The 26,959-nt window shown below is 72.3% G+C and carries 27 protein-coding genes; 11 read left to right on the top strand and 16 right to left on the bottom strand.

Annotated elements, in window-relative coordinates; translation table 11 throughout:
- Position 1: 1 nt before the first annotated feature.
- From ACBI99_RS03300 to ACBI99_RS03315, 4 genes are read right to left on the bottom strand one after another with little or no spacing between them, the layout of a single operon-like run.
- A complete protein-coding gene (locus ACBI99_RS03300; RefSeq protein WP_375071634.1) occupies positions 2-412 on the bottom strand; it encodes a MaoC/PaaZ C-terminal domain-containing protein in 411 nt (136 codons plus the stop codon).
- A complete protein-coding gene (locus tag ACBI99_RS03305; RefSeq protein WP_375071635.1) occupies positions 412-1,299 on the bottom strand; it encodes a bifunctional MaoC family dehydratase N-terminal/OB-fold nucleic acid binding domain-containing protein in 888 nt (295 codons plus the stop codon). Before ACBI99_RS03305 ends, ACBI99_RS03300 begins: the two co-directional genes overlap by 1 nt.
- On the bottom strand, positions 1,296-2,450 hold the full coding sequence (locus ACBI99_RS03310; protein WP_357590298.1) for an acyl-CoA dehydrogenase family protein: 1,155 nt from the start codon (positions 2,448-2,450) through the stop codon (positions 1,296-1,298). The genes ACBI99_RS03305 and ACBI99_RS03310 overlap by 4 nt, the downstream gene beginning before the upstream one ends.
- Positions 2,450-3,460 (bottom strand): acyl-CoA dehydrogenase family protein, encoded by a 1,011-nt coding sequence (locus tag ACBI99_RS03315; protein WP_375071636.1) that lies wholly within the window; start codon positions 3,458-3,460, stop codon positions 2,450-2,452. The genes ACBI99_RS03310 and ACBI99_RS03315 overlap by 1 nt, the downstream gene beginning before the upstream one ends.
- Positions 3,461-3,646: 186 nt before the next feature.
- Here ACBI99_RS03315 and ACBI99_RS03320 point away from each other — a divergent pair, with 186 nt between their 5' ends.
- The 5 genes from ACBI99_RS03320 to ACBI99_RS03340 all read left to right on the top strand — a co-directional run bounded on the left by ACBI99_RS03320 (position 3,647) and on the right by ACBI99_RS03340 (position 8,326).
- Positions 3,647-4,297, top strand: coding sequence for a TetR family transcriptional regulator (locus ACBI99_RS03320; protein ID WP_357590294.1), 651 nt, complete (start codon positions 3,647-3,649; stop codon positions 4,295-4,297).
- Between the two features lie 56 nt (positions 4,298-4,353).
- The gene (locus ACBI99_RS03325) at positions 4,354-5,349 is read left to right on the top strand and encodes a sigma-70 family RNA polymerase sigma factor (RefSeq protein ID WP_357590292.1); all 996 of its coding nucleotides are present in this window, start codon (positions 4,354-4,356) and stop codon (positions 5,347-5,349) included.
- A 43-nt stretch (positions 5,350-5,392) separates the two neighbouring features.
- Positions 5,393-6,511 carry a steroid 3-ketoacyl-CoA thiolase gene (locus ACBI99_RS03330; RefSeq protein ID WP_219501200.1) on the top strand — a complete coding sequence of 373 codons (1,119 nt, stop codon included), beginning with the start codon at positions 5,393-5,395 and terminating at the stop codon, positions 6,509-6,511.
- A gap of 89 nt (positions 6,512-6,600) precedes the next feature.
- Positions 6,601-7,626: an MBL fold metallo-hydrolase gene (locus ACBI99_RS03335; RefSeq protein ID WP_219500956.1), complete on the top strand. Its 1,026-nt coding sequence runs from the start codon at positions 6,601-6,603 to the stop codon at positions 7,624-7,626.
- A 7-nt stretch (positions 7,627-7,633) separates the two neighbouring features.
- Positions 7,634-8,326 carry a FadR/GntR family transcriptional regulator gene (locus tag ACBI99_RS03340; protein WP_246644117.1) on the top strand — a complete coding sequence of 231 codons (693 nt, stop codon included), beginning with the start codon at positions 7,634-7,636 and terminating at the stop codon, positions 8,324-8,326.
- Between the two features lie 28 nt (positions 8,327-8,354).
- Here the strand turns inward: ACBI99_RS03340 and ACBI99_RS03345 are convergent, their stop codons facing one another.
- On the bottom strand, positions 8,355-9,167 hold the full coding sequence (locus tag ACBI99_RS03345; protein WP_357590289.1) for a hypothetical protein: 813 nt from the start codon (positions 9,165-9,167) through the stop codon (positions 8,355-8,357).
- A gap of 14 nt (positions 9,168-9,181) precedes the next feature.
- Entirely contained in the window at positions 9,182-9,994 is an 813-nt protein-coding gene (locus ACBI99_RS03350; RefSeq protein ID WP_375071637.1) for a hypothetical protein, read from the bottom strand.
- Positions 9,995-10,069: 75 nt separating this feature from the next.
- Here ACBI99_RS03350 and ACBI99_RS03355 point away from each other — a divergent pair, with 75 nt between their 5' ends.
- The gene (locus ACBI99_RS03355) at positions 10,070-11,017 is read left to right on the top strand and encodes a DNA polymerase ligase N-terminal domain-containing protein (protein WP_219500950.1); all 948 of its coding nucleotides are present in this window, start codon (positions 10,070-10,072) and stop codon (positions 11,015-11,017) included.
- On the opposite strand, the gene ACBI99_RS03360 is transcribed toward ACBI99_RS03355, so the two are convergent.
- On the bottom strand, positions 10,972-12,141 hold the full coding sequence (locus ACBI99_RS03360) for a Cmx/CmrA family chloramphenicol efflux MFS transporter (RefSeq protein ID WP_219500948.1): 1,170 nt from the start codon (positions 12,139-12,141) through the stop codon (positions 10,972-10,974). The two genes, ACBI99_RS03355 and ACBI99_RS03360, sit on opposite strands and share 46 nt — an antisense overlap.
- A 202-nt stretch (positions 12,142-12,343) precedes the next feature.
- Between ACBI99_RS03360 and ACBI99_RS03365 the strand changes: the two genes are divergently transcribed.
- Complete coding sequence (locus ACBI99_RS03365; protein WP_219500947.1) at positions 12,344-12,775, top strand: N-acetyltransferase; 432 nt, start codon at positions 12,344-12,346, stop codon at positions 12,773-12,775.
- On the opposite strand, the gene ACBI99_RS03370 is transcribed toward ACBI99_RS03365, so the two are convergent.
- From ACBI99_RS03370 to ACBI99_RS03380, 3 genes are read right to left on the bottom strand one after another with little or no spacing between them, the layout of a single operon-like run.
- Positions 12,763-13,671 carry an aldo/keto reductase gene (locus ACBI99_RS03370; RefSeq protein ID WP_375071638.1) on the bottom strand — a complete coding sequence of 303 codons (909 nt, stop codon included), beginning with the start codon at positions 13,669-13,671 and terminating at the stop codon, positions 12,763-12,765. The genes ACBI99_RS03365 and ACBI99_RS03370 overlap by 13 nt on opposite strands.
- Complete coding sequence (locus ACBI99_RS03375) at positions 13,668-14,420, bottom strand: SDR family NAD(P)-dependent oxidoreductase (protein ID WP_219500944.1); 753 nt, start codon at positions 14,418-14,420, stop codon at positions 13,668-13,670. The genes ACBI99_RS03370 and ACBI99_RS03375 overlap by 4 nt, the downstream gene beginning before the upstream one ends.
- The gene (locus ACBI99_RS03380; RefSeq protein ID WP_375071639.1) at positions 14,417-15,715 is read right to left on the bottom strand and encodes an L-fuconate dehydratase; all 1,299 of its coding nucleotides are present in this window, start codon (positions 15,713-15,715) and stop codon (positions 14,417-14,419) included. Before ACBI99_RS03380 ends, ACBI99_RS03375 begins: the two co-directional genes overlap by 4 nt.
- Positions 15,716-15,919: 204 nt before the next feature.
- Between ACBI99_RS03380 and ACBI99_RS03385 the strand changes: the two genes are divergently transcribed.
- A complete protein-coding gene (locus tag ACBI99_RS03385) occupies positions 15,920-17,104 on the top strand; it encodes a cytochrome P450 (RefSeq protein ID WP_375071640.1) in 1,185 nt (394 codons plus the stop codon).
- 140 nt (positions 17,105-17,244) lie between these two features.
- Here ACBI99_RS03385 and ACBI99_RS03390 read toward each other — a convergent pair whose 3' ends face one another.
- The 6 genes from ACBI99_RS03390 to ACBI99_RS03415 all read right to left on the bottom strand — a co-directional run bounded on the left by ACBI99_RS03390 (position 17,245) and on the right by ACBI99_RS03415 (position 23,636).
- The gene (locus ACBI99_RS03390; RefSeq protein ID WP_357590277.1) at positions 17,245-18,444 is read right to left on the bottom strand and encodes a CU044_5270 family protein; all 1,200 of its coding nucleotides are present in this window, start codon (positions 18,442-18,444) and stop codon (positions 17,245-17,247) included.
- Positions 18,441-18,995 carry an RNA polymerase sigma factor gene (locus ACBI99_RS03395; protein ID WP_219500937.1) on the bottom strand — a complete coding sequence of 185 codons (555 nt, stop codon included), beginning with the start codon at positions 18,993-18,995 and terminating at the stop codon, positions 18,441-18,443. Before ACBI99_RS03395 ends, ACBI99_RS03390 begins: the two co-directional genes overlap by 4 nt.
- Before the next feature lie 1,172 nt (positions 18,996-20,167).
- Positions 20,168-21,064 carry a hypothetical protein gene (locus ACBI99_RS03400; RefSeq protein ID WP_375071641.1) on the bottom strand — a complete coding sequence of 299 codons (897 nt, stop codon included), beginning with the start codon at positions 21,062-21,064 and terminating at the stop codon, positions 20,168-20,170.
- A gap of 91 nt (positions 21,065-21,155) precedes the next feature.
- On the bottom strand, positions 21,156-21,986 hold the full coding sequence (locus ACBI99_RS03405) for an SRPBCC family protein (RefSeq protein WP_357590273.1): 831 nt from the start codon (positions 21,984-21,986) through the stop codon (positions 21,156-21,158).
- Positions 21,979-22,536: a helix-turn-helix domain-containing protein gene (locus ACBI99_RS03410; RefSeq protein WP_357590272.1), complete on the bottom strand. Its 558-nt coding sequence runs from the start codon at positions 22,534-22,536 to the stop codon at positions 21,979-21,981. The genes ACBI99_RS03405 and ACBI99_RS03410 overlap by 8 nt, the downstream gene beginning before the upstream one ends.
- Before the next feature lie 77 nt (positions 22,537-22,613).
- Positions 22,614-23,636 (bottom strand): GDP-mannose 4,6-dehydratase, encoded by a 1,023-nt coding sequence (locus tag ACBI99_RS03415; RefSeq protein WP_246644112.1) that lies wholly within the window; start codon positions 23,634-23,636, stop codon positions 22,614-22,616.
- A 240-nt stretch (positions 23,637-23,876) separates the two neighbouring features.
- On the opposite strand from ACBI99_RS03415, the gene ACBI99_RS03420 reads away from it, so the two are divergent.
- Genes ACBI99_RS03420 through ACBI99_RS03430 form a run of 3 tightly spaced genes read left to right on the top strand, consistent with a single transcriptional unit; the run spans position 23,877 to position 26,896 of the window.
- A complete protein-coding gene (locus ACBI99_RS03420; protein ID WP_219500928.1) occupies positions 23,877-25,121 on the top strand; it encodes a glycosyltransferase family 4 protein in 1,245 nt (414 codons plus the stop codon).
- Between the two features lie 21 nt (positions 25,122-25,142).
- Positions 25,143-25,859 carry a class I SAM-dependent methyltransferase gene (locus ACBI99_RS03425; protein ID WP_219500925.1) on the top strand — a complete coding sequence of 239 codons (717 nt, stop codon included), beginning with the start codon at positions 25,143-25,145 and terminating at the stop codon, positions 25,857-25,859.
- The gene (locus ACBI99_RS03430) at positions 25,856-26,896 is read left to right on the top strand and encodes a prenyltransferase (protein WP_219500923.1); all 1,041 of its coding nucleotides are present in this window, start codon (positions 25,856-25,858) and stop codon (positions 26,894-26,896) included. The genes ACBI99_RS03425 and ACBI99_RS03430 overlap by 4 nt, the downstream gene beginning before the upstream one ends.
- Positions 26,897-26,959 lie beyond the last annotated feature (63 nt).

Below are 26,959 nucleotides of genomic sequence, written 5' to 3' on the forward strand. Positions count from 1 at the left end.
GTCACGGCCGCACCTCCGGCAGCAGCAGGGTGACGGTCCCGGTGGCGTGGTCGCCGAGGCTGACCCTGCCCGTGACCCCCACCGTGACCTCGCCGTCCGCGAGCGCGGTGACGCCGCCCCGGAAGCTCAGCCGGTCACCCGCGTAGGCGGGCACGCCGAGCTTCACGTCGATCCGCCTGATCACGGCCTCCGGCCCGGCCCAGTCGGTCACGTACCGCTCGACCAGTCCCATCGTGGTCAGGATGTTGAGGAAGATGTCCTTCGCCCCCTGCCCCCTGGCGACCTGGACGTCGTGATGGACAGGGGTGAAGTCCATCGTGGCCAGCGCGGTGGAGACGACCATCGTGGGCGTGAGGTCGAGCGACAGCTCGGGCAGCGCCGCGCCCACCTCGACCTGATCTCGCGTCAGCATCACGGCTCCCCGGGCGTCCAGACGGGCAGGTCCAGCTCGTCGTCCATCGTCCGGTACGCGACCCGTACCGGCATGCCGACCGCCACCGACTCCGGCGGGCAGTCGACCACGTTCCCCACGATCCGCACCCCTTCGGGCAGCTCCACGACCGCCACCACGAACGGCGTCTCGCGGCCCGGAACCGGCGGATGGTGGTGGACCACGTAGCTGTAGACGACGCCCTCGCCGCGCGCCACCACGTGGGCGCGGTTCACCGAATGGCAGCGCGGGCACATCGGGCCCGGCGGGTGACGCAGCTCGCCGCAGTCGGCGCAGCTCTGGACCCGCAGCTCGCCGCGCCGCACGCCGTCCCAGAAGAACGCGGTGTCACGGTTCACCGAGGGCCGCAGCGGGTACGGCTCGGCCCGCTTCTCCGGCGGCCGGAACTTCAGCACCCGGAACAGCATCTCGGCCACCGGCTCTCCCTCGCCGGCGTACCAGGTGACGACCCAGGTCGCGAAGAACCCCTCGCCGAGCGCGGTCCGCTTGGGCCCGGCCAGGCCGGTGAAGCGGGTGGCGGGCGTCAGCAGCTCGCCGACGCGCGCGTAACGGTGGTAGGTCTGCTCGCAGTTGGTCGCCACGACGCCCGTGTAACCGGCCGCGTCCAGCGCGCCCATCATGACGCTCACCGGCGAGCTGTCGCCGGGCGCCGGCGCGGTCATCGTCCATACCTGCGCCATCGCGGGCGGGGCCAGGCCCCTGTCCAGGTAGACCGGGTTGCGGTCGCCCATCGCGGCCAGCCAGTGGCGGATCATCGGCACGTTCACCGGGTCGTCGGCCGGGGCCCCGGCCAGCTCGCCCAGCGCCGCCTGCTTGGCTGCCAGGTCCAGCAGCTCCTCGCCGGTCATCGGGGCGGCCTCGGCAGGCTCAGGCCGAGCATCGCGATCAGCTCCCGCTGCACCTCGTTGACGCCGCCGCCGAACGTCAGCACCACCGCGCCCTTGACCGCCCGGTCCGTCCGCTCGATCAGCTCGGCCGTCTCCGGATCGGCCGGGTCGCCGTGGCGGGCCAGCACGTCGCCGAGCAGCCGACCGGCCTCCTGCATGCGCTCCGAGCCGTAGACCTTGGTGGCCGACGCGTCGGGGGCGCCCAGCCAGCCCAGGTCCATGTTGGCCGCGACCTGCCAGTTCAGCAGCTCGTTGGTGCGGAACCAGGCGCGCACCCGGCCGAGCGCGCGCCGTACGTCGGGCTCGTCCGCCAGCCCCGCGCGGCGGGCCCAGGTCAGGAAGCGGTCGTAGGTCTGGCCGAGGTTCCCGGCGGGGCCGAGCGTGACGCGCTCGTGGTTGAGCTGGTTGACGATCAGGTCCCAGCCCTTGTCCACCTCGCCCACCACCAGGTCCACGGGCACCCGCACGTCCGTGTAGTAGGTGGAGTTGGTGTGGTGGCGGCCGTCCATCGTGACGATCGGCGTCCAGGAGAAGCCCGGGTCGTCCGTCGGGACGATCATCATGGTGATGCCCTTGTGCTTCCTGGCCTCCGGGTTCGTGCGGGCGGCGAGCCAGACGTACTGGGCGTGGTGCGCGCCGCTGGTGAAGATCTTCTGCCCGTTGACGACGTAGTGGTCGCCGTCGAGCACCGCGGTCGTGCGCAGCGCGGCCAGGTCGGTGCCCGCCTCCGGCTCGCTGTAGCCGATGGCGAAATGGCACTCGCCGGCCAGGATGCTCGGCAGGAACCGCTCCTTCTGCTCCTCCGTGCCGTACTGCATGAGCGTCGGGCCGACCGTCTGAAGGGTGATGATCGGGTACGGGATTCCGGCGCGGGCGATCTCGTTGGCGAAGATCTGCTGTTCGAGCGGGCCGTGGCCGCCTCCGCCGTACTCCTTCGGCCAGCCGAGACCCAGCTTGCCGTCACGGCCGAGGCGGCGGCAGTGCTCCAGGTACGCCTCGCCGAACGGGTCCTCGGCCAGCTTCGCCCGGTCCTCGGGGGTGAGGCAGCCGGCGAAGTACTCCCGCAGCTCGTCGCGGAGGCGGCGCTGCTCGGGGGTCAGGTCGATGTGCATCAGGCGAGCCCTCCGATCAGGTCGAGCTGGGCGTCGGCGCCGCCGAGCAGGTGCGTCAGGTGCTTGGCCTGGGCGAAGTAGCGGTGCAGCGGGTAGGTGACGTCCAGGCCGAGGCCGCCGTGCAGGTGCTGGCAGGTGTACAGCGCCCGCGCCGCCTCGTCGGCGTGCAGCGCGGCCACGGCCAGGTCCTCCTCGGCGGGCAGCCCGGCGTCCAGCCGCCAGGCGCCCGACCACATGGCCACGTCCAGTGCCCGGCCGGTGATGTAGACGTCGGCGATCTGCATGGTGACGGCCTGGAACTCGGCGAGCGCGCGGCCGAACTGCTTCCTGGTCCTGATGTGGGCGGTGGTCAGCTCCAGCGCGCCGGCCAGCACGCCGCTCGCCTGCGCCGTGACCGCCGCGGTGAACAGCCGCCGCACGTCGCCGGCCGCCTCCGGGCCGCCGACCCGCTCGGCGGGGCAGCGCTCCAGCGTGATCGTGGCGGCGGGCTCGCCGGTGGAGGTGAACTCGGGGGCGGCGGGCGGCGCGTGAACCAGGAACAGCCCCTGGTCGGCGGTGACCAGCACGTCGCCGCCGGGATGGGTGACCCCGGACTTGCGGCCTGTCAGGAACCAGCCCGCGGCCAGGTCGGCGGGCGCCCGCTCGGCGATGGTCACGGGCGGCGCGGTCAGCGGGCGGCCCGGCTCCCGGATCGCCACCGAGGCGGGGGTCTCGCCGGACAGGCGGCGCTGCTGCCCGGGGCTGCCGTGCCGGCTCGCGGCCAGCGTGCTGACCAGCGTCTCGCGTAACGGGCCCGGCGCGGCCCTGGCGCCCAGCTCGCGCAGCACGACCGCCATCTCGACCGGCCCCAGCCCGGCGCCGCCCGCGTGCTCGGGCACGCAGATCGCCGTCAGGCCCGCCTCGCGCAGCGCGCCCCACAGCCGGGCCGCATCCTGCCCGTCCTCCCTGGCCAGCAGCTCCGCGGTGAGGGTACGCAGGTCCCGCTGGGTCTCGTCGAGGTTGAAGTCCATGCACCACCACCAAGCGCTCGGTCGGTAGAATGGCAAACTAGAACGGATTCTAATATCTGTCCAGAGGGGGCCCATTTCGACAAGTCCAGATATAGCCGTGTAACGCCAAAGACATGCATCTATACGGCTTGTTAGTGACTGGCGAGTAACAAGCCGGGTTATCGAGAAATCAGATAACGTGTTCTCATGCGCACTCCGCAGGCGGACGTCGCCACGCCCCCCGCCGACCCCGAGGGGCCGACGGAGCACCACCCCGCGCCCGGCGGCAACAGCGCCCGCTCACGCAGCCAGCACCAGCGCCGCAAGCGCATCGTCCAGGCCGCCGCGGCCCTCGCCTCGCGCGGCGGCGTCGAGGCGATGCAGATGCGCACGGTCGCCGAGCGGGCCGGCGTCGCCCTCGGCACCCTCTATCGCTACTTCCCGTCCAAGATGGACCTGGTCGTGGCCGTGGTCGGCGAGGAGATCGACCTCCTCGAAAGCAGCATCCAGCGCCGCCCGCCGAGCTCCCCCACCCCGTCCGGCCGCGCCGTCGACGTGCTGATGCGCGCCACCCGCGGCCTCATGCGCGAGCCCGAGCTGGCCGACGCCCTCATCAGGTCGCTGATCCTGGCCGAGGTCGAGACCCCGTTCGGCGACCGCATGACCGGCCTGCTGCTGCGCGTCTCGGCCGGCGGCCTCGACCCGGCGCGGGCGTCGGAGGAGCAGCTCGCCCTGGCCGGCTCCCTGTCGAGCATCTGGGTCCAGGAGCTGCTGGAGATGCTGCGCGGCCGGCGCACCTACGACCAGATCCAGCGCCGCATCGAGATCGCCTCCGACCGCCTGCTGAACGACCTCTGACCTGCCCTTTCGCGCAGAAGAGGCGATCTGTCGGTGGCGTCGTCTATACAGGGGGTATGAGCGACAAGCCGTCCAACGAGGACTTCCTCCGGCAGGCTGACCCGATGCGCCGGGAGCTGCTCGCGCACTGTTATCGCATGATGGGGTCGGTGCACGACGCGGAGGATCTCGTCCAGGAGACCTATCTGCGTGCCTGGCGGGCCTACGACGGGTTCGAGGGGCGCTCGTCCCTGCGCACGTGGCTCTATCGCATCGCCACCACCCAGTGCCTGACCGCGCTCGACAGCCGGGGCCGCCGCCCGATGCCCACGGGCCTGGGCGCGCCCGCCACCGAGCCGAGCGCGCCGCTGGTGCAGCGGGGCGAGGTGCCGTGGCTGGAGCCGGTGCCCGACGGGATGGTGGGCGCGGGCGGCGACGACCCGGCCGCGATCGTCACCTCGCGCGAGAGCATCCGGCTCGCGCTCGTCGCGGCCCTGCAGCACCTGCCGCCGCGCCAGCGCGCGGTGCTGATCCTGCGCGACGTGCTCAAGTGGCGCGCGGCCGAGGTCGCCGAGGCGCTCGAGACCACGACCACCGCCGTCAACAGCATCCTGCAGCGGGCCCGCACCCAGCTCGCACAGGTCGCGCCCAGCCTCGACGACCGCCCGCAGCCGCTGACGCCCGAGCAGAGCGAGCTGCTCGACCGCTACGTGGCCGCGTTCGAGAGCTACGACATCAAGACCATCGTCGACATGTTCACCAAGGAGGCGATCTGGGAGATGCCGCCCTTCGAGGGGTGGTATCAGGGGCCCGACGCGATCGTCGAGCTCGTCGAGACCCAGTGCCCGGCCCAGGCGCCGGGCGATCTGCGGCTGGTGCCGGTGCGGGCCAACGGCCAGCCGGCGTTCGCCCTGTACTTCCGGGAGGCCGACGGCTACCGGCGCTTCTCGCTGCTGGTGATCGACTTCGACGGCCCGCTGATCAGCCATGTGGCGATGTTCTTCGACCTGGCGCTGTTCGAGCTGTTCGAGCTGCCGGAGAGCCTGCCCGCCGGGACTTTCGCGGCCAACTAGAACCGGTTACAGTCGCCACCAGAGCATCGTTCTGGAGGTGGCTGTGGGCACACCCGTGATCGTCGAGGCCGTACGCACGCCGATCGGCAAGCGCGGCGGCTGGCTGGCCGGCCACAAACCGCAGCAGGTGCTGGCCACGGCGCTGAACGGCCTGCTTGCCCGCTCCGGCCTCGATCCCGCCGCGGTCGAGCAGGTGTTCGCCGGCTGCGTGACGCAGGCCGGTGAGCAGGGCGGTCACGTCGGGCGGCACGCCTGGCTCTACGCCGGGCTGCCCTACCAGGCGGGCGTCACGACCGTCGACGCGCAGTGCGGCTCCTCGCAGCAGGCCGTGCACCTGGCGGCGGCGATGGTGCGCGCCGGGGTGATCGACGTGGGCGTGGGCTGCGGGGTTGAGGTGATGAGCCGGGCGCCGCTCGGCAGCAACGTGTTACCGGCCCAGCCCCGGCCCGACGACTGGAGCATCGACCTGCCCGACCAGTTCACCGCGGCCGAGCGGATCGCCCGGCGGCGCGGGCTCACGCGCGAGCGGCTCGACTGGTTCGGCGCGCGGTCGCAGCGGCTCGCGGCGCGGGCCTGGGCGGGCGGCCGGTTCGCCCGGGAGATCGTGCCCGTCGGCGAGGTCAGCCGCGACCAGGGGCTGCGCGAGACCACCGTCGAGGGCCTGGCCGCGCTCAAGCCGGTCCAGGGCGAGGGCACGCTGCACACCGCCGGGACCTCCTCGCAGATCTCCGACGGGGCCGCCGCCGTGCTGGTGATGAGCGAGGAGGCCGCGGCCAGGCACGGGCTGCGCCCGAGGGCGCGGATCCTGGCCCAGGCGCTCGTCGGCGCGGAACCGTACTTCCATCTGGACGGGCCCGTGGACGCGACGGCGAAGGCGCTCGCGGCGGCCGGCATGGCGGTGGGCGACATCGACAGGTTCGAGGTGAACGAGGCGTTCGCGTCGGTGGTGCTGTCGTGGGCGAGCGTGCACCAGCCGGACTTCGACCGCGTCAACGTCAACGGCGGCGCGATCGCGCTCGGCCACCCGGTCGGCGCGACCGGCGCGCGGCTGATCACCACGGCGCTGCACGAGCTGGAGCGCTCGGACTCGGCGACGGCCCTGGTCACGATGTGCGCGGGCGGCGCGCTGGCCACGGCCACGATCCTTGAGCGGATCACGTGACGGGACGGATCCCGAAAAATCATTCCCATCCACCCGCCCCCGCACCCACACTCGACGAAGACCACGCACGCACGACGGGGGCCACTCCAATGACACGAACGCGGCGCAGGCCGTTCACCGAACAGCGCACCCAGGACCTCGGCGGCGGGGTATGGAGCGTGCCCGTGCCGATCCCCGGCAACCCGCTCGGCTACACGCTCGTGTACGCCGTCGAGTCGCCCAACGGCCCCCTGCTCGTCGACGCGGGCTGGAACCACCCCGACGCCTGGGCGGCGCTGCGTGACGGGCTGGCCGCCGCCGGCATGGCCGTGGCCGACGTCAGCGGCGTGGTCGTCACCCACTTCCACCCCGACCACGCCGGGCTCGCCGGGCAGGTCAGGCAGGAGTCGGGCGCCTGGATCGCGATGCACGAGGCCGACGCGGCGCTGGTCGCGATGATGCACGGGCTGGCCCGCGACGAGCACCGGGACTTCCAGGCCGAGATGCTGCGGCGGGCCGGCGCGGACCCGGAGGCGGTCGCGGCGGCGTCCGGCGGCAGGGGCGAGCCGCCCGCACGGCCGGACCGGGAGCTGCGCGACGGCGACCTGATCGACCTGCCCGGCCGGAAGCTGCGGGCCGTGCACACGCCGGGCCACACCCCTGGCCACGTCTGCCTGCACCTGGAGGACGCAGACCGGCTGTTCACCGGCGATCACGTCCTGCCCGGCATCACCCCGCACATCGGGATCTACCCCTTCGACCGGGACGACGTCGACCCGCTGGGCGACTTCCTGGACTCGCTGCACCGGGTGGGCGAGCTCGGCCCGCTCGACGCCCTGCCCGCCCACGAGTGGACTTTTCCGGATGTGGCGGCACGGGCGGCCCAGATCCGCGATCATCACGAGGAGAAGCTCGAACGACTCCACGCCCAGCTCCGCGACCGGTCCGAGCCGCCGACCATCTGGGAGACCGCCGCCATGATGACCTGGAACCGGCCCTGGTCCGACCTGCCGCCGATGCTGCGCGGCCTGGCCGCCGGTGAGGCCGCCGCCCACCTGCGCACGCTGGAGGCCCGCGGCGCGATCCGCCGCGTTCCCGGCGACGGCGCCGTACGGTTCCAAGCCCTAGACTCCTAGACATCCGATGTCCAGGGGGAAGATCGTGGCGGTCACCGACGCGGCCATCGACCGGATCAAGCAGATGATCCTCTCCGGCGAGCTGGCCCCCGGCGACCGGCTGCCCAAGGAGGCCGACCTGGCCGAGCGCCTCGGCCTGTCACGCAACTCGCTGCGCGAGGCCGTCCGGGCGCTGGCCCTGATCAACGTCCTGGACGTGCGGCAGGGCGACGGCACCTACGTGACCAGCCTGGAGCCCCGGCTGCTGCTCGACACCCTGTCGTTCGTGCTCGACCTGCACCGCGACGACACCGTCATCCAGTTCTTCGAGGTGCGCCGCATCCTCGAACCCGCCGCCACCGCGCTGGCCGCCGAGCTGATGACCGACGAGGAGGTCGGCGAGCTGCGCGCCGTCCTGGAGGCGCTGCCCGCAGATCCGACCATTGAGGAGCTCGTCGCCAACGACCTGGAGTTCCACCACCGCATCGCGCGCGGGTCGGGCAACAGTGTGCTGTGCTCGTTCGTCGAGAGCCTGTCCGGGCCCACCACCAGGGCCCGGATCTGGCGCGGCCTCACCCAGGAAGGCGCCCTGGACCGGACGCGCGAGCAGCACGCGGCCATCTACGAGGCCATCGCCGCCCGCCAGGCCGACGTGGCCCGGTCCTGGGCCACGGTCCACATAGCGGGCGTCGAATCCTGGCTGCGCAAGGCCCTGCCCTAGGGGCATGGCCCAGTGGCCGGGCTCCGGGCTAGTGGGCGGCCCGGCCCTTGAGGCTCAGGCCGGTCGGGAAGCTCGGCACCTTGCCGACCTCGTTCGACGCGATGACCTCCTCGACGCCCGGCATCGGGATCATCTGCCAGCGGCCCCACTCGGAGAAGCGAGTGTCGACCCTCTTCAGCCACGCGCCCTTGGGCGAGTAGTTGGTCGTCACGAAGCGCTGGATCACCCCGGAGGAGTTGGTCCAGAGCTGCCACTTGATCTTCGACTTGGCCTTGGCCTTCGACTTGACCCCGTCCACGTCCACGGCGTAGTGGTCGCGTGCCACCTTGTTCAGCTCGGCGTAGGTCACGTCACCCTGGAAGTGGTAGCCGCCCGAGACGGCCTTGCCCTTCGCGCCCTTCAGCGTGACCTGGAGGCTCGCCGGGTCGAACACGTCGATCGTCTGCTGCGTGGTCCAGAACTCGGGCGCGACCTGGCCCTTCGGGTAGCGGTAGGCGACCCAGTTCTTGTCCTTGGGCAGCGGGACGTCGGAGGTCGTGTAGAGGGCGTCGCCGCCGGCCACGGCCTCCGTCTCGTCCTCGGGGTCGGTGGCGTTCACGTCGCGCACGGTCAGGTACGCGGCCACGGGCCCGCGGGTGCCGAACTGGATGCCGCCCTGCCGCCGGGTCGGCGGATCGGCGTCACGCAGGCGCGCGACCTCGGTGAAGTCGACGCCCCGCTCGGCGCGGAACTGCTTCTTCATCGCCTGCACCGGGTCGGGCGCGGCGGCACTCTGCGCGGAGGCGGCAGTGGGGGCCAGCGTGAAACTCGCGGCGGCCACCAGAACGATCCATCGTCTCATCGGGGGGTTCATCCTTATCGGGAAGTGCGGAACGGGCCGAGATCGAAGCCGGGCTCGTCATAGGGCTGGTCCAAGAGCTCGCGCCAGGACATGACCTCGTCGGCCGGCGGCAGGGGTATGGTCATCCGCTGCCCCCACCCGGAGTAGCGGGTGTCGGCGCCGCCGCCGAGCCGGTTGCTCATCAGGCGGGTGACCAGGCCCCGCTTGTCGGTCCAGAGCCGCCAGGAGATCTTCCGCTCGGCGAGCCCGCCGGCGACGTCCCCGCCGAACTGGGCGGCGTAGTGCTCCGGGGCCGCCTTGACGAGGTCGCCGTACGTCACGGCCCCCTGATAGAGGTGACCGCCCGGCACGCTCTTGACCTTGGCGCCCTTGAGGATCGCCTTCAGGATCGCCGGATCGAGCGGGTTGATCGTCTGGCTGCTGAGGACCAGGCCGGGCACCGGGGTGACCTTGGTGCCCTTGTCGGGTTCGAACACGACCCACTTCTTGCCCGGGGGCAGATCCGGCGAGGAGAGATGGAGCTGACCAGGCGTCATGATCAGCTCTACCTCGGTCCCCGGCTCCTCGCCCTTCTTCTGAACGGCGGAGAACGTCATGTACGAGGCGACGGGCCCGCTCGCACCGAACTGGATCCCGCCCTTGGCGCGGACCCGGGTCACCGATGCGTCGCCCGTCATGCGGGACACCTCGGTGAAGGTGACGCCGCGTTCGGCGCGGAACTGCCTCTTCAGGGCCTGTACGGGGTCCGGCGGCGCGGGCTGCGCGGCGGCGGCGTCCGGTGCCAGCGCGACCAGTGCGGCGACCGCCAGGACGATCCAGCGTCTCATTGCACGTCTTCATCCTCATGGGGGGAAATGCGGATAGATCATCCTTGCAGAGCCATAACCGGGTAGGAGCCATTTGTGGCCGACAAACTTCACAAATACCGGAGCAAACGCGACGCCAGCCGCACCCCCGAACCCGTCCCCCAGGACGCGCCACGCCCCCAGGACGGTGACGCGTTCGTCATCCAGGAGCACCACGCCCGTTCCCTGCACTGGGATCTGCGCCTGGAACGCGACGGCGTGCTCGTCTCGTGGGCCGTCCCCAAGGGCCTGCCGCCCGACCCCGGCACCAACCATCTGGCCGTCCACACCGAGGACCACCCGATGGAGTACCTCACCTTCCACGGCGAGATCCCCAAGGGCGAGTACGGCGGCGGCACGATGACGATCTGGGACCGGGGCACGTACGAGACGGAGAAGTGGTCGGAGCGGGAGGTCAAGATCGTCTTGCACGGGGAGCGGGCGGAGGGCAGGTTCGTGCTGTTCCGGACGGACGGCAAGAACTGGATGATCCACCGCATGGACCCGCCCGTGACCGACCCGTTCCCCGACGTGGCGCCGATGCTGCCAGTCCGGCGCAAGGCGCCGCCGCGCGACGCCGCCGCGTACGCCTTCGAGTTCGCCTGGGGCGGGCGGCGGCTGCTCGTCCCGATCCAGGGCGGGCGCACGGACGCGGCCAGGGAGCACCCGTGGCTGCGCCCGCTCGCGGAGTCGTTCGGCAGCCGCACGGCGGTGCTGGACGGCGAGCTGACCACGCTCGCGGGCGCGGAGGTGCTGGTCTTCTACGACCTGCTGTACGACGACGGGCACGCGCTGGTGGATCGCCCGTACCGGGAGCGGCGGGCGGCGCTGGAGGCGCTCGGCCTGTCGGGCGCCCGCTGGCAGACCGCCCCCTCCTGGCCGGGTGAGGCGGCCCCGGTCCGGCAGGCGGCCCGCGAGCAGGGGCTGCCGGGCGTCGTCGGCAAGCGCCTGGACTCCCCCTACGAGCCCGGCGAGTCGGCGGCCTGGGTCTTCGTCCCCTCCTGACGCCGGACCAGGACGGCGAAGGCGAGGGCGACCAGCAGCGCGCTCACCCACAGCGGCGAGCGGAACCCGTGGCCGGCGCCGATGGCCAGGCCGCCCAGCCAGGGGCCGAGCGCCGCGCCGACGTTGAACGCCGCCGTGGCGAACGCGCCGCCCAGCTTCGGCGCGCCCGCCGCCGCGTACAGGACCTGGGAGATCAGCGTCGAGCCGACGGCGAACGCGAGCGTGCCCTGGGTGAGCACGAGCACCACCGTCGCCACCGGGCTCCCGGCGGCCAGCGCGAACACCACCCACCCGGCCAGCAGGCACGCGCCGCCGGCCGTCAGCAGCCGTGCGGGCCGCGTGTCGGCCAGGCGACCGGCGGCGGTCACGCCCGCGAACGACCCGGCCCCGAACAGCGCCAGCGCGACCGGCACCCAGGCCGCCCCCAGCCCGGCGACCTCGGTGACCACCGGCGCCAGGTACGTGTAGGCGCAGAAGGTCGCCCCGTTGACCAGCGCGCCGAGCAGCAACGTCACCCGCAGCCGCCCGTCACGCAGCACCCGCAGCTCCTCGCGCGCCCCCGAGGAGGCCGAGTCCGCGCGGGTCGCGGGCACGGCCCGCAGGATCGCCACGAAGGCGGGGACCGACACCAGGGCCACCGCCCAGAACGCCGAGCGCCACCCCCACACCTGGCCGAGCAGCGCCCCGGCGGGCACCCCCGCGACGCAGGCGACGGTGACGCCGCCGAGCAGGACGGCGGTGGCCCGGCCCTTGGCGTCCGGCGCGACCATGCCGGTCGCCGCCGACAGCGCCACGGCCAGGAACCCGGCGTTGGCCAGCGCCCCGGCCACCCGGGTGAGCAGCAGCACGTCGAAGCTCGTGGTGACCGCGCCGAGCACGTGCACGAGCGTGAAGATCGCGAGGAACGCCAGCAGCGCCCGCCGCCGGGGCCAGCGCAGGCTGAGGATCGCCATCAGCGGCGCGCCGACGATCATGCCGACGGCGAAGGCCGTGGTCAGCTGACCGGCGGCGGGAATGGAGACGCCCAGCTCCTGGGCGATGCCCGGCACCAGACCGGACAGCATGAACTCGGACGTGCCCATGGCGAACACGGCGAGGCCAAGCAGGTATACGACGAAAGGCATGAAGAGGCTCCGCACCCAGAGGAAGATCGGCAGGACATGCGGCAGCGGTGATCCGGAGCTCTCACTCGTGACAGGAACGGCGAAAGGCCACCGGACGACCGGTGGCTAGTGTCTTGACGCCTCTGGGCTGGACATGCCGGGCAACCTAGCAGGGCCGCCCCGGTGGGGCCAACCGGTTTTTCGGATGGGCGATACTCGCCAGATGCTGATTTCCGAGATATCGCCCGACAGAGCCCTCTTCGACGTGCAGCGTGCCGCCTATGCCGTCGAGGCGGAGCTCATCGGCGACGACCGCATCCCGCCCCTGCGCGAAAGCCTGGACGACCTGCTGGCCCAGCCGCTGCGCTGGCTCGGCGCGCTGGACGGGGAGCGGCTGCTGGGGGCGATCGCCTGGACGGAGAGCGACGAGGAGGTGGACGTGGACCGGCTCGTGGTCGATCCGGCGGCGCACCGGCGCGGCATCGGCCGAGCCCTGGTCACCGAGGTCATCGCCAGGGCGGGCGAGCGGCGGATCGTGGTGTCGACCGGGCGGGACAACGTACCGGCCCGGACTCTGTACGAGAAGCTGGGATTCGTCCTGAAGAGTGAGTTCGAGCCGATCCCCGGGCTGTGGGTCGTCGGCTACGCGCGCTGAAGGTCCGCCCACAGGGCGTCCGGCACCGGGCGCCGCCACAGGGCGGCGTTGGCGCGCACCTCCTCCGGCGAGCGCGCACCCAGCACCACGGCGGCGACCGCAGGGTGGCGCAGCGGAAAAGCCATCGCCGCCTGCGGCAGCGTCACCCCGTGCGCCTCGCACACGCGGGCCAGCCGGGTGGCGCGGGCGACCAGCCCGGCCGGGGCGGGCCGGTAGTCGTAGGCGCCCGACGGGGTGTGGGTCGCCAGCAGGCCGCTGTTGAAGACGCCCGCCGCCAGCACCGGGGTGCCGCGCGCCGCGCACTCCTCCAGCAGCGGCAGCCCCGACCGGTCGAGCAGCGTGTAGCGGCCGGCCAGCATCACCACGTCCACGTCCGTCTCCCGGACGAACCGCAGCGGCGCCCGCCACTGGTTCATGCCGACGCCGACGGCCTTGACCACGCCCTGCGCGCGCAGCTCGGCCAGCGCCGGGTACGCCTCGTCGAGCGCCTGCTCCAGGTGGTCGTCCGGGTCGTGGATGAGCGCCAGATCCACGTACGGGCGTCCGAGCCTGGACAGGGAGTCGTCCAGGGAGCGCAGCACGCCGTCACGCGAGAAGTCCCACCGCCGCTCGAAGGCGGCGGGGACGTCGAAGCCCTCGTCGTCGACGCCGCCGCGGCCGGACGGGACGAGCAGGCGGCCGACCTTGGTCGACAGCACGTAGCCGGTGCGGCCCGCCAGCGCGGCGCCGAGGCGGCGCTCCGACAGGCCGAGCCCGTAGTGCGGCGCGGTGTCGAACAGGCGCACGCCGCTGTCCCACGCGGCCTCGACCGTGGCCCGCGCCTGCTCGTCACCCACCGCCTCGTACAGGTTGCCGATGGGCGCGGCGCCGAACCCGAACCGCGGCAGCTCGATCACCTGAGCTCCTGGACCGGCCCGCCGGGCCGGAGCCGCAGCCCCTGCATGCCGCCGTCGACCGCGAGCGCCGTCCCGGTGGTGGCGCCGGCGTCCGGGCCGGCCAGGTACGCGATCGCCGCCGCGACCTCCTCCGCGCTGACCAGGCGGCCCATCGGCTGCCTGGCGCGCAGCGCCGCCCGTTCCGCCTCGGGGTCGTCGGCGGCGTCGAGCAGCCGGGCGACCCACGGCGTGTCGGCGGTGCCCGGATTGACGCAGTTGACCCGGATGCCCTCGCGGACGTGGTCGGCCGCCATGGCGAGGGTCAGCGACTGCACCGCGCCCTTGGTCGCGCTGTAGAGGGCGCGGCCGGGCAGCCCGGCGGTGGCCGCCACGGAGCACGTGTTGACGATCGAGGCGTGCGCCGACCGGCGCAGGTACGGCAGCGCCGCGCGGGCCACCCGGACCATGCCGAACACGTTGACGTCGAACACCCGCCGCCACTCGGCGTCGTCGTTGTCCTCGACCGTGCCCTGCGCGCCGATGCCCGCGTTGTTGACCAGGATGTCGATGCCGCCCAGGCGCTCGGCCGCCTCCGCGACGGCCCGGCGTACCTGCTCGTCGTCGGTCACGTCGGCCTTGACGCCGACGAACGGCTCGCCGGGCGGGTCCAGGTCGAGGCAGGCGACGCGCATGCCGCGCCCGGCTAACAGGGTGGCGGTGGCCAGGCCGATGCCTGAGCCGCCTCCGGTGACGACGGCTTTGAGCGTCATGCGTCCCTCCAGACCGCGCCGCCCGGGTAGGTGTGGGCGGCGACCGACTCGGCGTGCATCGCGGCGCTGAACCCGGGCGCCGCAGGGGCCCGGTAGCGGCCGTTCTCGATCACCACCGGGTCGGTGAAGTGCTCGTGCAGGTGGTCCACGTACTCGATCACCCGCCCGTCCATGGTGCCGCTGACAGCCACGTAGTCGAACATGGCCAGGTGCTGCACCAGCTCGCACAGCCCGACGCCGCCCGCGTGCGGGCACACCGGCACGCCGAACCTGGCCGCGAGCAGCAGGATCGCGAGGTTCTCCGGCAGCCCGCCGACCCGGGCGGCGTCGATCTGCAGGTAGGAGATCGCGCCGGCCTGGAGGAGCTGCTTGAAGATGATCCGGTTCTGGACGTGCTCGCCGGTGGCGACCGGCACGGGGCTGACGCCCTCGGCGATCGCCGCGTGGCCGAGCACGTCGTCGGGGCTGGTCGGCTCCTCCACCCAGTGCGGGGCGTACGGCTTGAGCGCGGTCACCCAGTCGATGGCCGTCCCGACGTCCCAGCGCTGGTTGGCGTCGATCGCGATGGGGAAGTCCGGGCCGCACACCTCGCGGGCCACCTTGAGCCGGCGCACATCGTCGGCCAGGTCGGCGCCGACCTTGAGCTTGATCTGGCCGAAGCCCTGGTCGAGGGCCTCCCGGCAGAGGCGGCGCAGCTTGTCGTCGGGGTAGCCGAGCCAGCCGGGCGAGGTGGTGTAGGCGGGGTAGCCGTCGGCCCGGAGGCGTGCGATCCGCCTGGCCTTCCCCTTTTCCGCCTTTTTCAGGATTTCGAGTGCTTGGCCGGGTGTCAGGGCGTCGCTGAGATAGCGGAAGTCGATCAACGCGACGATCTCCTCGGGCGGCATCTCCGACAGCAGCAGCCAGACCGGCTTGCCCGCCCGCCTGGCCTTCAGGTCCCACAGCGCGTTGACCACGGCGGAGATCGCCATGTGCATGACGCCCTTCTCCGGCCCCAGCCAGCGAAGCTGCGAGTCGTAGACCATCTCCCTGTAGAGCGCGCCCAGGTCCTCGGCGTCCCGGCCGATCACGTACGGCCTGAGCGCGCCGATCGCCGCCGTCTGCACGTCGTTGCCGCGCCCGATCGTGAAGGCGAACCCGTGCCCCTCGAACCCGTCGTCCGTCCGCAGCACCACGTAGGCGGCCGAGTAATCAGGGTCGGGGTTCATCGCGTCGGAGCCGTCCAGCTCCCGCGAGGTGGGGAAGCGCACGTCGTGCGTCTCCATCCCGACGATCCGGTACGAGCCTCCCGCGCCCATGCCACCCCGCACCCATCGGATGTCTGTACCGCCATGCTGATCCCGCCCTCGGGCGCTGTCAAGGACCGGACCCTGGGCTTCCGGCAGACATCGGATCACCCCCTCCCCGCGCCGCACCCGCTCCTTGACGGTCGTACAGTGCCGTAATAGAACACGTTTCAGTACGGCTTCCTGTACCAAGCGCTTGATAAGAGGGTGAACCGGGTGCACATCGACCTTGTCGACCAGGACCGCTACGCCACCGCAGGACCGCCCCACGAGCAGTTCGCCTGGCTGCGCGCCCACGACCCCGTGCACTGGCACGAGGGCGAACCGGGCTTCTGGGCCGTCACCCGCCACGAGGACGTCGTGCACGTGTCGCGGCACTCCGACCTGTTCTCCTCGTCGCGGCGGCTGGCCCTGTTCAACGAGATGCCCGAGGAACAGCGGGCACTGCAACGCCTGATGATGCTCAACCAGGACCCGCCCGACCACACCCGGCGCCGCTCGCTCGTCAACCGCGGCTTCACCCCCCGGACCATCGGCGCCCTCGAACAACACATCCGCGACATCTGCGACGACCTGCTCGACAAGTGCGGCACCGAAGCCGACTTCGTCACCGAAGTCGCCGCCCCTCTCCCGCTCTACGTCATCTGCGAGCTCCTCGGCGCCCCCGTCACCGACCGCGACAAGCTCTTCAGCTGGTCCAACCGCATGATCGGCGCCCAGGACCCCGACTACGCCGACACCCCTGAGGAAGGCGCCGCCGCCGCGGCCGAGGTCTACGCCTACGCCAACCAGCTCGCCGCCCAGCGCCGCGCCAACCCCAGGGACGACATCGTCACCAAGCTCATCCAGCCGGACGACAGCGGCGAGACCCTCGACGAGAACGAGTTCGACCTGTTCGTCCTGCTCCTCGTCGTCGCCGGCAACGAGACCACCCGCAACGCGGCCTCCGGCGGCATGCTCGCCCTCTTCGACCACCCCGACCAGTGGAACCGCCTCGTCGCCGACCCCACGCTCGCCCGCACCGCCGCCGACGAGATCGTCCGCTGGGTCTCCCCCGTCAACCTCTTCCGCCGCACCTCCACCGCCGACCAGATGCTCGGCGACCGGCAGATCAAGGAAGACGACAAGGTCGTGGTCTTCTACTCCTCCGCCAACCGCGACACCGCCGTCTTCCCCGACGCCGAGACGTTCGACATCGGCCGCGACCCCAACCCGCACATCGGCTTCGGCGGCGGCGGCGCCCACTTCTGCCTCGGCAACCACCTCGCCAAGCTGGAGCTCCGCATCCTCTTCGAGCAGCTCGCCCGCCGCTACCCCCGCCTCACCCAGACCGGCGAGGCCCGCCGCCTGCGCTCGAACTTCATCAACGGCATCAAGGAACTCCCGGTCAAACTCGCCTAGCCGGCCGGAACACGGCCGCCGCCCGGAGGGGCGGGCCCGAGCCCGCTCCTCCTCAGGGCGCCCTCAACCGATCAAGGGTCCGGCCTCAGTCCCGCCTCGCGGGCAGGCTCGGCCGCTCGTCCGTCCAGCCCGACCCGGCCTCAGTCACGCCGCGCCGGCAGGCTCGGGCGCTCGTCCGTCCAGCCGATCGCCTGGAACGAGGTGGAGTAGCGCAACTCCACCTGCCGCCCGTCGGCGAGATCGGTGGTGTGCCTCCGCACCTCGGCGAGGAGCAGCCCGCTGCCCGGATCGACCACGAGCTGAACCCGGGCGAACACGCCCGGCTCGATCTCCTCCCGGTAGCCGAGCGCCTGCCCGCGCCGCCCCTGCGGGTCCGTCACCTCCCCCTCGGCCCGGATACCGGGCAGGGACGCCAGGATCCGGTACGCGGACGCGCGCACCTCGGGCGACGCCGGCAGCCGGCTGATGATCTCCACACAGTCGCGCAGGAGGATGTGCGCCCTCGCCTCCTTCACGTCCACCCCGGATCCGGCCAGGTCCAGCCGGCCGATGCCCTCTTCCAGGTAGCTCCGGAGCTTCCCGGGGTCGCTCGGCAGCGCCCGTACCTGCTTCCAGGTCAGCGGCCCCCCGATCAGGTGACCGGCCGTGCCCTTCCACTTGCCGTACAGCCGTTCGGCGGACCGCTCCCCCGCCGCCGTCCTCAGCGGCCGGGACGGGACGGAGAACAGGTTGTCCGTCCTCATGTCCTCGGGATAACGCCAGCTCGCGGGCGCCCCGGCGGCCCGCCACGCCTGCTCGTCCCGCGCGGTCGCTGGCTTGACCCCGAGATCCTGCCGGATGCGCCAGCTCTGCAGCTCCGGCCGTACCGCCAGCCACGTCTCCAGGGACCGGCTGCCCTCCAGCATGTAACCGCGCGTGGGATCGGGCAGCATCCACCGCGAGACGGTCGTGGTGCGCCAGTAGTCACCGCTCGCCGGGGCCCGCTCCGTGGCGACGGCCGCGGCCAGCAGGATCTGCTGAGCGGTCGACCCGCCGGCCGGAGCCGACAGCGACGCGCTCGGCTGCGGCACTCCCGGCTGGGACTCGCCCGGCTGGGGCACGACGGAGATCGTTCCGCCGGACAGCATCGCGGGGACCACGACCCCCGCCGCCACGGCGGCCGCGGCCACGCCGAGCAGCGCGCGACCGGGAGCGCGCAGACGCCTCCGCCGTTGTTCGGGCACGCGCTCCAGCGACACGACCTCGGCCAGCAGCGCGTCCGCCCCCGGAGTGGACACCCGGCCGGCCAGCTCCTCGTCCAGCACGCGCGCCCGGCCCTTGAAGATCTCGTCGTTGTTCACCCTGACTCCTTCTCGATGAGCGTCCGCGACACGAACCCGGCGGCCGACGGGCGGGTCTTCTCCAGGGCCTTGGCGAAGCGCTTGCGGGCCCGGTGCAGGCGGATCCGGACAGCGTTGCGGGAGCAGCCCAGCACCGTGGCGATCTCCCCGGGGTCGAGCTCCTCCCAGAGCGCCAGGGCCAGCAGCTCCCGATCACCGTCGGCCAGCATGCCCATCGCCTCGGCCACGCCGTCCTGCCCACCGGACGGGTGTACGGGCGGGGCGTAGAGGCGTTCGAGCTCGGCGGTCAACTCGGCGTGCCGGGTCAGCCTGCGCCGCTCGCTGCGGCGATGATTGGCCAGAACCCGGCGGGCCACGCCGTACAGCCACAGCCTGCCCGCCTCGCCGTCGGGCAACTCGCTCATCCGCCGCCAGGCGACCACATAGGTCTCGGCCACGACATCGGCGGCGTCCTCCGGCGAGGCGCACCGCCGCACGGCATACCCGAGGATCTGCTCATATGTTCGCCGGTACACCGCCTCGAACCGGGACCGGTCGTCTCGTTCACTCACGCGTCATCCTCGTCAGGCCTTCCGAACGCTGCTGGCTTCCACCCCCTACGTGTCCGCGCCGACCACCAGAATTTCACCCACCCCCGCCCCACCGGCCTCACCCACCCGACCACCCCCACAACCTGGGTGACCCCAGAGCCAAGGGCCCGCGAGCCGAACCCGCCCCACCGCACCGGCCGACCAACCCGGGGGGCGTACGGAGACGGGCTCTGGAACGACGGGGCCTGGGAAAGGCGGGCCCTGAGAGCGGGCCTGGAGGGTGAGACCCGGTGGATGCGGCCCCGAAGGCCGCAGCCGGGCACCGAGCCTGCCGACCGGCCCTGAGGGCGGGACCCTACCGACCCTCTGGGGCCCTGCCCACCAGCCCTGGACACGGGGCCCTGGGGAGGGCGCCCGCGCCGCCCTGGAACGGGGGCCTGGGGACGGGGCCTGGGGACGGAGGTCTGGGGACGGAGGTCTGGGGACGGAGGTCTGGGAACGGGGGTCTGGGGACGGGGCGTACGGAGACGGACTCTGGAACAAACGGGGACCTAGACGACGGGAGCCTGGAGGACGGGGCCTGAGCACCGGCCCCTTGGGGACGGCCCAGCGGGCCGCCGGGTTGGGGCGGGCTTGGAGCGCCGATCCCAGAGGCAGCGCCCCGGGGGCGCAGACCGGAGGGCGCGGACCCGAGACGCGGCCCCAGGGCGCGAGCCCGGCGAGCGGGAGCCCCGAAGTCCCGGCCCCGAGGGCGGGATCTGAGGGCCGCACTCACGCACCGGACCCCGGAGTGCCGGGGCCTGAGGAGCGGCGGACGGCGGCGCCTACGCGGCGGAGGGGCCGAAGGTCCGAAGGTCCCGAGGCACCGAAGGGCCGGAGCCGAAGGAGCCGAAGGGGCCGGAGCCGAAGGGAGGCTGAGGGCCGGAGGGACCGGAGTCCGGAGTCCGGAGGGCGGAGGGCGGAGGGCGGAGGGCGGAGGGCGGGCGTTCGGGGAGGGAAAGCGGTGCGGCCATCGCGGGGAGACCTTCGGACAGCAGCGGTAGGACGAAGGAAGGAGGGGGCGATGGCCGCAGTCACATTGTGACGCCTGGGGGTGGCCCCGCGAAGCCGTTCAGCCACATTGACCTGCGAATATTCCCTCTGGCAGTGGTGAACGGGCGGCATTGGCGGGGTTTGCCCCGGCGCAACCGGCGTCACTCCCGACGGGGGGTGTAGTAGCGGCGGCGTTGGTGGGGCAGGGCGGGGCGGCGGCGGAGGGCGCGGATGCGGGACAGGATGCGGATCGTCTCGTCGGGGGTGGGCCGCCAGCCTCGTTCGATGAGGGCGTTGGCGACGTTCTCCAGCAGGTCGGCGCTGTGGGCGGGGATGACGTCGCGGCCGACGACGATGATGCGCCAGCCGTGGTGGCGGAGCTCGTCGCGCCGGGTCTCGTCGTGGCGCCGGTCGGCCGGAGTGGTGTGGTGGGCGCGGCCGTCGTACTCGACGGCGAGCCGGTGCGGCTCCCAGCCGAGGTCGAGGTAGGCGGTGCGGCCTTCGGGGAGGGGGACGCGGATCTGGGTGGCGGGTCTGGGGAGACCGCCGTCTACGAGGATGACCCGCAGCCAGCTCTCCCTGGGTGAGGCGGCGCCCCGGTCGGTGAGGGAGAGCAGGCCGTGGACGCGGTCGGACGGGGAGCGCCGCCACACGGCGTCGAGGTCGACCCCGGCGCGCAGGAACCGGTCCAGCAGGGCGACGGCGTCGAGCCTGGGCAGGTGGGCGGCGCAGTCGAGGGCGGTGCGCTCCGGGGTGGTGACGCGGACGCCGTCGTGCTCGGTGATGTCGCGGGCGGGCAGGCGCGTCACGTGGGTGACGCAGCCGGGGATGGCCACGTGGGCAGGGGCGATGACCTCGACGGGCCAGGCCGCCTCGGGGGTGGCGGTGCTCAGCGGGTGCAGGCCCCAGATGTGCGCGGCCGTCTGGCGGCACGCCACGGCCCGGGGGACGGCACGGGTGACGCGGCGGGCGCGGTCGAGCAGGGATCCGGCATCCCTACGAGGGACGGTGCCGTGGTCCCTACGGAAGGCAGAGGGGCGGGGGCCAGGGGCGTTCACGAGCACCATGATGGGCCGGACCAGGACGCCCCCCGAGGCCAGAACGCGGTTCTGTGGATAACCCCGGGAGGCAACCTCCAAGCCCAGGCCGTCAGCTCACCCAGAGGGGCTGCCAGGCCGGGATCTCGTGGTAGCGGCGCAGTTCGGCGAGCCCCGACAGGTTGCCCGCCCAGGCGGCGTACGGCGGCCGGTCGAAGCCGCTCTGCACCATCGTCAGCCGGGTCCGCCCCTCGCTGCCCTCCAGCTCCCAGGAGCTGATCCCCACGGGCCCCCAGTCGACGGTGAGGCGCTGCTCCGGCTCCAGCTCCAGGACCTTGGCCGGGTGCGGGTCGTTGTCGAATCCGCCCATGGCGTAGCGCCCGCCGACGTGCGGCTCGATCTCGATCGGGTAGCCGAACCAGCGCGTGACGGCCTCGCTGTCGATCAGCGACTCGAACACCGCCGACGGCGCGGCGTCGATCGTCACGGTGGCGCGCAGGTCGTCGGAGGTGAAGTCGACCTTGGGCGTGAGCTCGCGGCCCTCGAAGTGCTCGGCCAGGTTGGCCAGCGCGAGGCACCAGTAGGTCTGGAGCACGCCCCGGATGCTGCTCTCCGTCATGGCCTCGCGGTAGTCGAAGTGGGTCTGCGAGACGGTGACGATCGTGCTGTCGGGCGTCTCCTCCTCGACGGACAGCTCGGCCGTGGTCTCGACGCCGTCGAGGGTCCAGGCGACGCGTACGGTGTCGTCGTCGGCGTGGAGCAGGCGCTGGTGGGGCGCGTCGCCCTCGGGCGTGTGGCGCCCCCAGAAGGCGTAGCGCTCGGGCAGTGAGACCTCGGCGTGCTCGGCCAGCCACACGCGCAGCAGCGCCGGATCGGTCAGGGCGTTGCGGACCTCCTTGACCGGGGCCTGGACTCGGGCACGGAGGATCATCGGCTCACTCATCGTCGTCTTCCTTGGGATAGCAGGCCACGGCGAGCTTGAAGGCGTCGCCTTCAGCTCCGCCGTAGCGGGTGAAAAGGTCTCGCAGGGTGTTCTGGAGGTCGTTGAGGAATTCCTGCCGGTTCTCTGGACGTACGCGGATCTCGCCCGACAGGCCGATCGACGGGAGCTCCGGCGCGGACCTGTCGAGGGCGGCGATGTCGGCCTGGACCTCCTCCATCAGGTCGAGGAGGTAGCCGAGGCTCAGCTCGTCGCGGGCCTTGGCCAGGCCGATGCGGCCGACCAGGCGCGGCGACAGCCAGTAGGAGCGGGCGCCGGCCTGGTAGATGCCTTCGTTGATGCCCCGGACCTTGCGCTCCGACACCAGGTCGACCAGCCCGGCGTCGACGAGGCGTTTGACGTGGTAGTAGACCCGCTGAGGCGTCTGGCCGAGCCGGGCGGCGACCTCGGTGCAGGTGCGCGGCTCGGCGAGTTGCCGCAGCACTTCCACGCGCTGCGGCTTGAGCAGGGCCTCCGCCTGCTCGATCGCTTCCAGGTACAGGACGTCTCTCATTGCAAAAACCACTCTTTACGTAAAAAACTTGTTTGTCAATAGGGCACGCGGGAGCGCGGGGTGGTTCCGGGAGGGCACTACGGCCAGGAACTCTCCTGGTCCGGGTCGCCACCGTCGGTCAGCAGCCGCAGGTCGGACTCGACCATCATGGCCACGAGCTCGTCGAACGAGACCGTCGGCTCCCAGCCGAGCTGCACCCGGGCCTTCTTCGGGTCGGCGCAGAGCAGATCCACCTCGGCGGGGCGGTGCAGGGAGCTGTCGGTGACGACGTAGCGCTCCCAGTCGAGCCCGGCCGCGGCGAACGCCGCCTCGGCCAGCTCGCGCACCGACTTCATGTGGCCGGTGCCGATGACGTAGTCCTCGGGCGTGCCGGCCTGCAGCATCAGGTGCATGGCCCGGACGTAGTCGCCGGCGAAGCCCCAGTCGCGCCGGGCCTCCAGGTTGCCCAGGCGCAGCTCGGCGGCGAGGCCGAGCTTGATCCGCGCCACGCCGAGCGAGACCTTGCGGGTGACGAACTCGGCGCCCCGGCGCGGCGACTCGTGGTTGAACAGGATGCCGGAGACGGCGAACATGCCGTAGGACTCGCGGTAGTTCTGCGTGAGGAAGTGGCCGTACGTCTTGGCCACGCCGTAGGGCGAGCGCGGGTGGAAGGCGGTGGCCTCGTTCTGCGGCGTCTCGGCGACCTGGCCGAACATCTCGGAGGACGAAGCCTGATAAAAGCGGATCTGTCCGGAGTCCCGCGACCCTCGCGACACGCCCGAGCACACCCGGATCGCCTCCAGCATGCGCAGCACGCCCATCCCGGTGACCTCGGCGGTCAGCTCGGCCTGCTCCCAGGACATCGGCACGAACGAGATCGCGCCCAGGTTGTAGACCTCGTCGGGCTGAACGCGTTCCACCGCCGAGATGAGCGAACCCTGGTCGAGCAGGTCGCCGCGCACCACCTGGACGTCGGCCAGCAGCTTGCGGATCCGCGACAGCCGCGGGTTGGCCTGGCCGCGGGCCAGCCCCCACACCTCGTATCCCTGGCCGAGCAGGTGCTCCGCCAAGTAGGAACCGTCCTGGCCGGTGATGCCGGTGATCAGAGCGCGCCTGGCCAACGGGTCCTCCAACTGTGCCGCCGCATCCATTGGGATGGAATGTACTGCCATGCCCATGACCGCTCACCTAGAACACGTTCCACCGAACCACGCTCGGTCACGGCAACGTCGCAGTTCGCACGGCCTGTCGAAGCCGTTGTGAACAATTCCAGATGACCTACCGAATGGTAGCCTTCTCGGACTAAGGTCATCTTTCACGGTACACGCCCTTCCACGGGGCCTACCGGGCAGGAGAAAGGGGTGTCCGTGAGCGACTCGCTGCGGATCGCGCTGCTGTCCTACCGCAGCAAGCCCACCTGTGGTGGCCAAGGCGTGTACCTCCGCCACCTGACACGCGAGCTGGTCGCGCTCGGCCACCACGTCGAGGTGTTCTCCGGACCGCCCTACCCCGAGCTCGACGAGGGCGTCATCCTGCGCGAGGTGCCCAGCCTCGACCTCTACCGCGACGAGGACCCGTTCCGCACGCCCAAGCTCGCCGAGTACCGCGACTGGATCGACGTGCTGGAGGTCGGCACCATGTGGACGGCCGGCTTCCCCGAGCCGCTGACGTTCACGCTGCGCGCCCACCGCGAGCTGAAGAAGCGCGTCGGCGACTTCGACGTCGTCCAGGACAACCAGACGCTCGGCTACGGCCTGCTCGGCATCCAGAAGCTGTTCCCGGTGGTCGGCACCATCCACCACCCGATCAGCGTCGACCGGCGCATCGAGCTGGAGGCGGCCAAGGGCGCCAAGAAGCTGACCATGCGCCGCTGGTACGGGTTCGTGAAGATGCAGGCCAAGGTCGCGCCCCGGCTGAACCCGATCCTGACCGTCAGCGAGTCGTCGCTGGCCGACATCCACCGCGACTTCAACGTGCCGCAGGCCAACATGCGCCTGATCCCGCTCGGCGTCGACACCCGCTACTTCCACCCGCGCCCGGACAAGCCCCGGCGCAAGGGCTCGATCGTGGCCGTGGCCAGCGCCGACTCCCCGATGAAGGGCGTCTCGACGCTGCTGCGGGCGGTCGCCAAGCTCGCCACCGAGCGCGACGTCAACCTGACCGTCGTCAGCAAGCCGACCCCCGGCGGGCCGACCGAGCAGCTCGTGAAGGAGCTGTCGCTGGAGGACCGGGTCCGGTTCCTGCACGGCATCTCCGACGACGAGCTGGGCGAGCTGATCGCCACCTCGGAGATCTCGGTCGTGCCTTCGCTGTACGAGGGCTTCTCGCTGCCGGCCGTCGAGCACATGGCGTGCGCCACGCCGCTGGTCGCCAGCCGCACCGGGGCGCTGCCCGAGGTGGTCGGCGACGCCGCCGTGCAGGTGACGCCGGGCGACCCGGAGGAGCTGGCCGCCGTGCTGCGCCGCCTGCACGACTCGCCCGAGGAGCGCGAGCGCGTCGGCAAGGCCGGCTACGACCGGGTCATGGAGCGCTACACCTGGACCGTCGTCGCGAAGAAGACCGTCGAGGCCTACCGCGAGGCCATCGCGGCCCGTCGTACCCGCTGACCTGCAAGGGAGATTCGCCCAGTGCTCACCGTGGACTTCGACCGCCTGCCCGTCGGGCCCGGCGTGCGCGTGCTCGACCTCGGCTGCGGCGGCGGCAGGCACGCCTTCGAGGTGTTGCGCCGCGGCGCCGACGTGGTCGCGTTCGACATGGACCAGGCCGAGCTCGACAGCGTGGCGGCCATGTTCGTGGCCATGGACAAGGCGGGCGAGGTGCCGCTGGGGGCCTCCGGCGAGACCGTCCAGGGCACCGCGCTGGACATGCCGTTCGAGGACGGCGGGTTCGACCGGGTCATCGCGGCCGAGGTGCTGGAGCACATCCCCGACGACATGGCGGCCATGCGGGAGATCTTCCGGGTGCTCAAGCCGGGCGGCACCGCCGCGATCACCGTGCCGAGCTTCCTGCCCGAGCGGATCTGCTGGGCGCTGGACGAGGACTACCACACGGCCCCCGGCGGGCACGTGCGCATCTACACGCTGGCGGAGCTGTCGGCCAAGCTGAAGGCCACCGGGTTCGTCATCGGCCCGCACCACCACGCCCACGGCCTGCACGCGCCCTACTGGTGGATCAAGTGCGCGGTCGGCGTCAACAACGACGACCACCCGCTCGCCAAGGCGTACCACGAGCTGCTGGTGTGGGACATCATGAAGCGCCCGGCCGCCACCCGCATCGCCGAGGCCCTGCTCAACCCGGTCATCGGCAAGAGCGTCGTGCTCTACGTCAGGAAGCCCGAGGCGTGATCCCGCGCGAGCAGGTCGTCCGCACGGCCGAGAGCATCGCGGCGATCCAGCAGGACGACGGCGGCGTGCCGTGGCCGGAGGGACACGTCGACGCGTGGAACCACGTCGAGTGCCTGATGGCCATGACGGTGGCCGGGCTCGCCGGCCCGGTCGCGCGCGGCTACGACTGGCTGGCGCGCCACCAGCGCGAGGACGGCTCGTGGCCGATGAAGGTCACCGGCGGCGCGGCCGTCGAGCACGGCGGCGAGTCCAACCACGCCGCGTACGTCGCGGTCGGGCTCTGGCACCACCTGCTCGTGAACGGCGACGAGGACTTCGCGCGGGAGCGCTGGCCGATGGTCAAGGCAGCGCTCGACTACGTGGCCGGGCTGCAGACCGGGCGCGGCGAGATCGTGTGGGAGCGCGACGCGCACGGCAGGGCGGCCGACTACGCGCTGCTGACCGGCTGCTCCTCGATCCACCAGGGCCTGCGCTGCGGGGTGCGGCTCGGCGACCGGCTGGGCGACCCGCAGCCGCACTGGGAGCTGGCCGCCGACCGGCTGGCGCACGTGCTGGCCGCCCACCCGGAGGCGTTCGCCGACAAGAGCCGCTTCTCGATGGACTGGTACTACCCGGTGCTCGGCGGCGCGGTGCGCGGCGCGCAGGCGATGGAGCTGCTGGAGCGGGAGTGGGGCACGTTCGTGGTGCCGGGGCTCGGCATCCGCTGCGTGTCGGACCAGCCGTGGGTGACCGGGGCGGAGACGTGTGAGCTGGTGCTGGCGCTGGACGCGGCCGGCGACCGTGACCGGGCCGCGACGCTGTTCGCCGACATGCAGCACCTGCGGCACGAGGACGGCTCGTACTGGACGGGCTGGCAGTTCGCCAACCGCAAGCACTTCCCGCACGAGCGGTCCGGCTACACGGCCGCCGCCGTCGTGCTCGCCGCCGACGCCCTGTCGGGCCTCACGGGCGGCTCGGGCCTCTTCCGCGACGTCGCCGCCACCTCGCCCGCGCCCGTGCGCGCCGACGTCTGCGGCTGCACCCCCGCCCGCGCCTGACTTTCCCGTACGAGCCGCGTTCCGAGGCCGCAAGGGGTTTTGCCGATCCTTTGCCCGGACAAG

Origin of the sequence: Nonomuraea sp. ATR24 (assembly GCF_041950485.1) — a bacterium.
Taxonomy (GTDB): Bacteria; Actinomycetota; Actinomycetes; order Streptosporangiales; family Streptosporangiaceae; genus Nonomuraea; species Nonomuraea ceibae.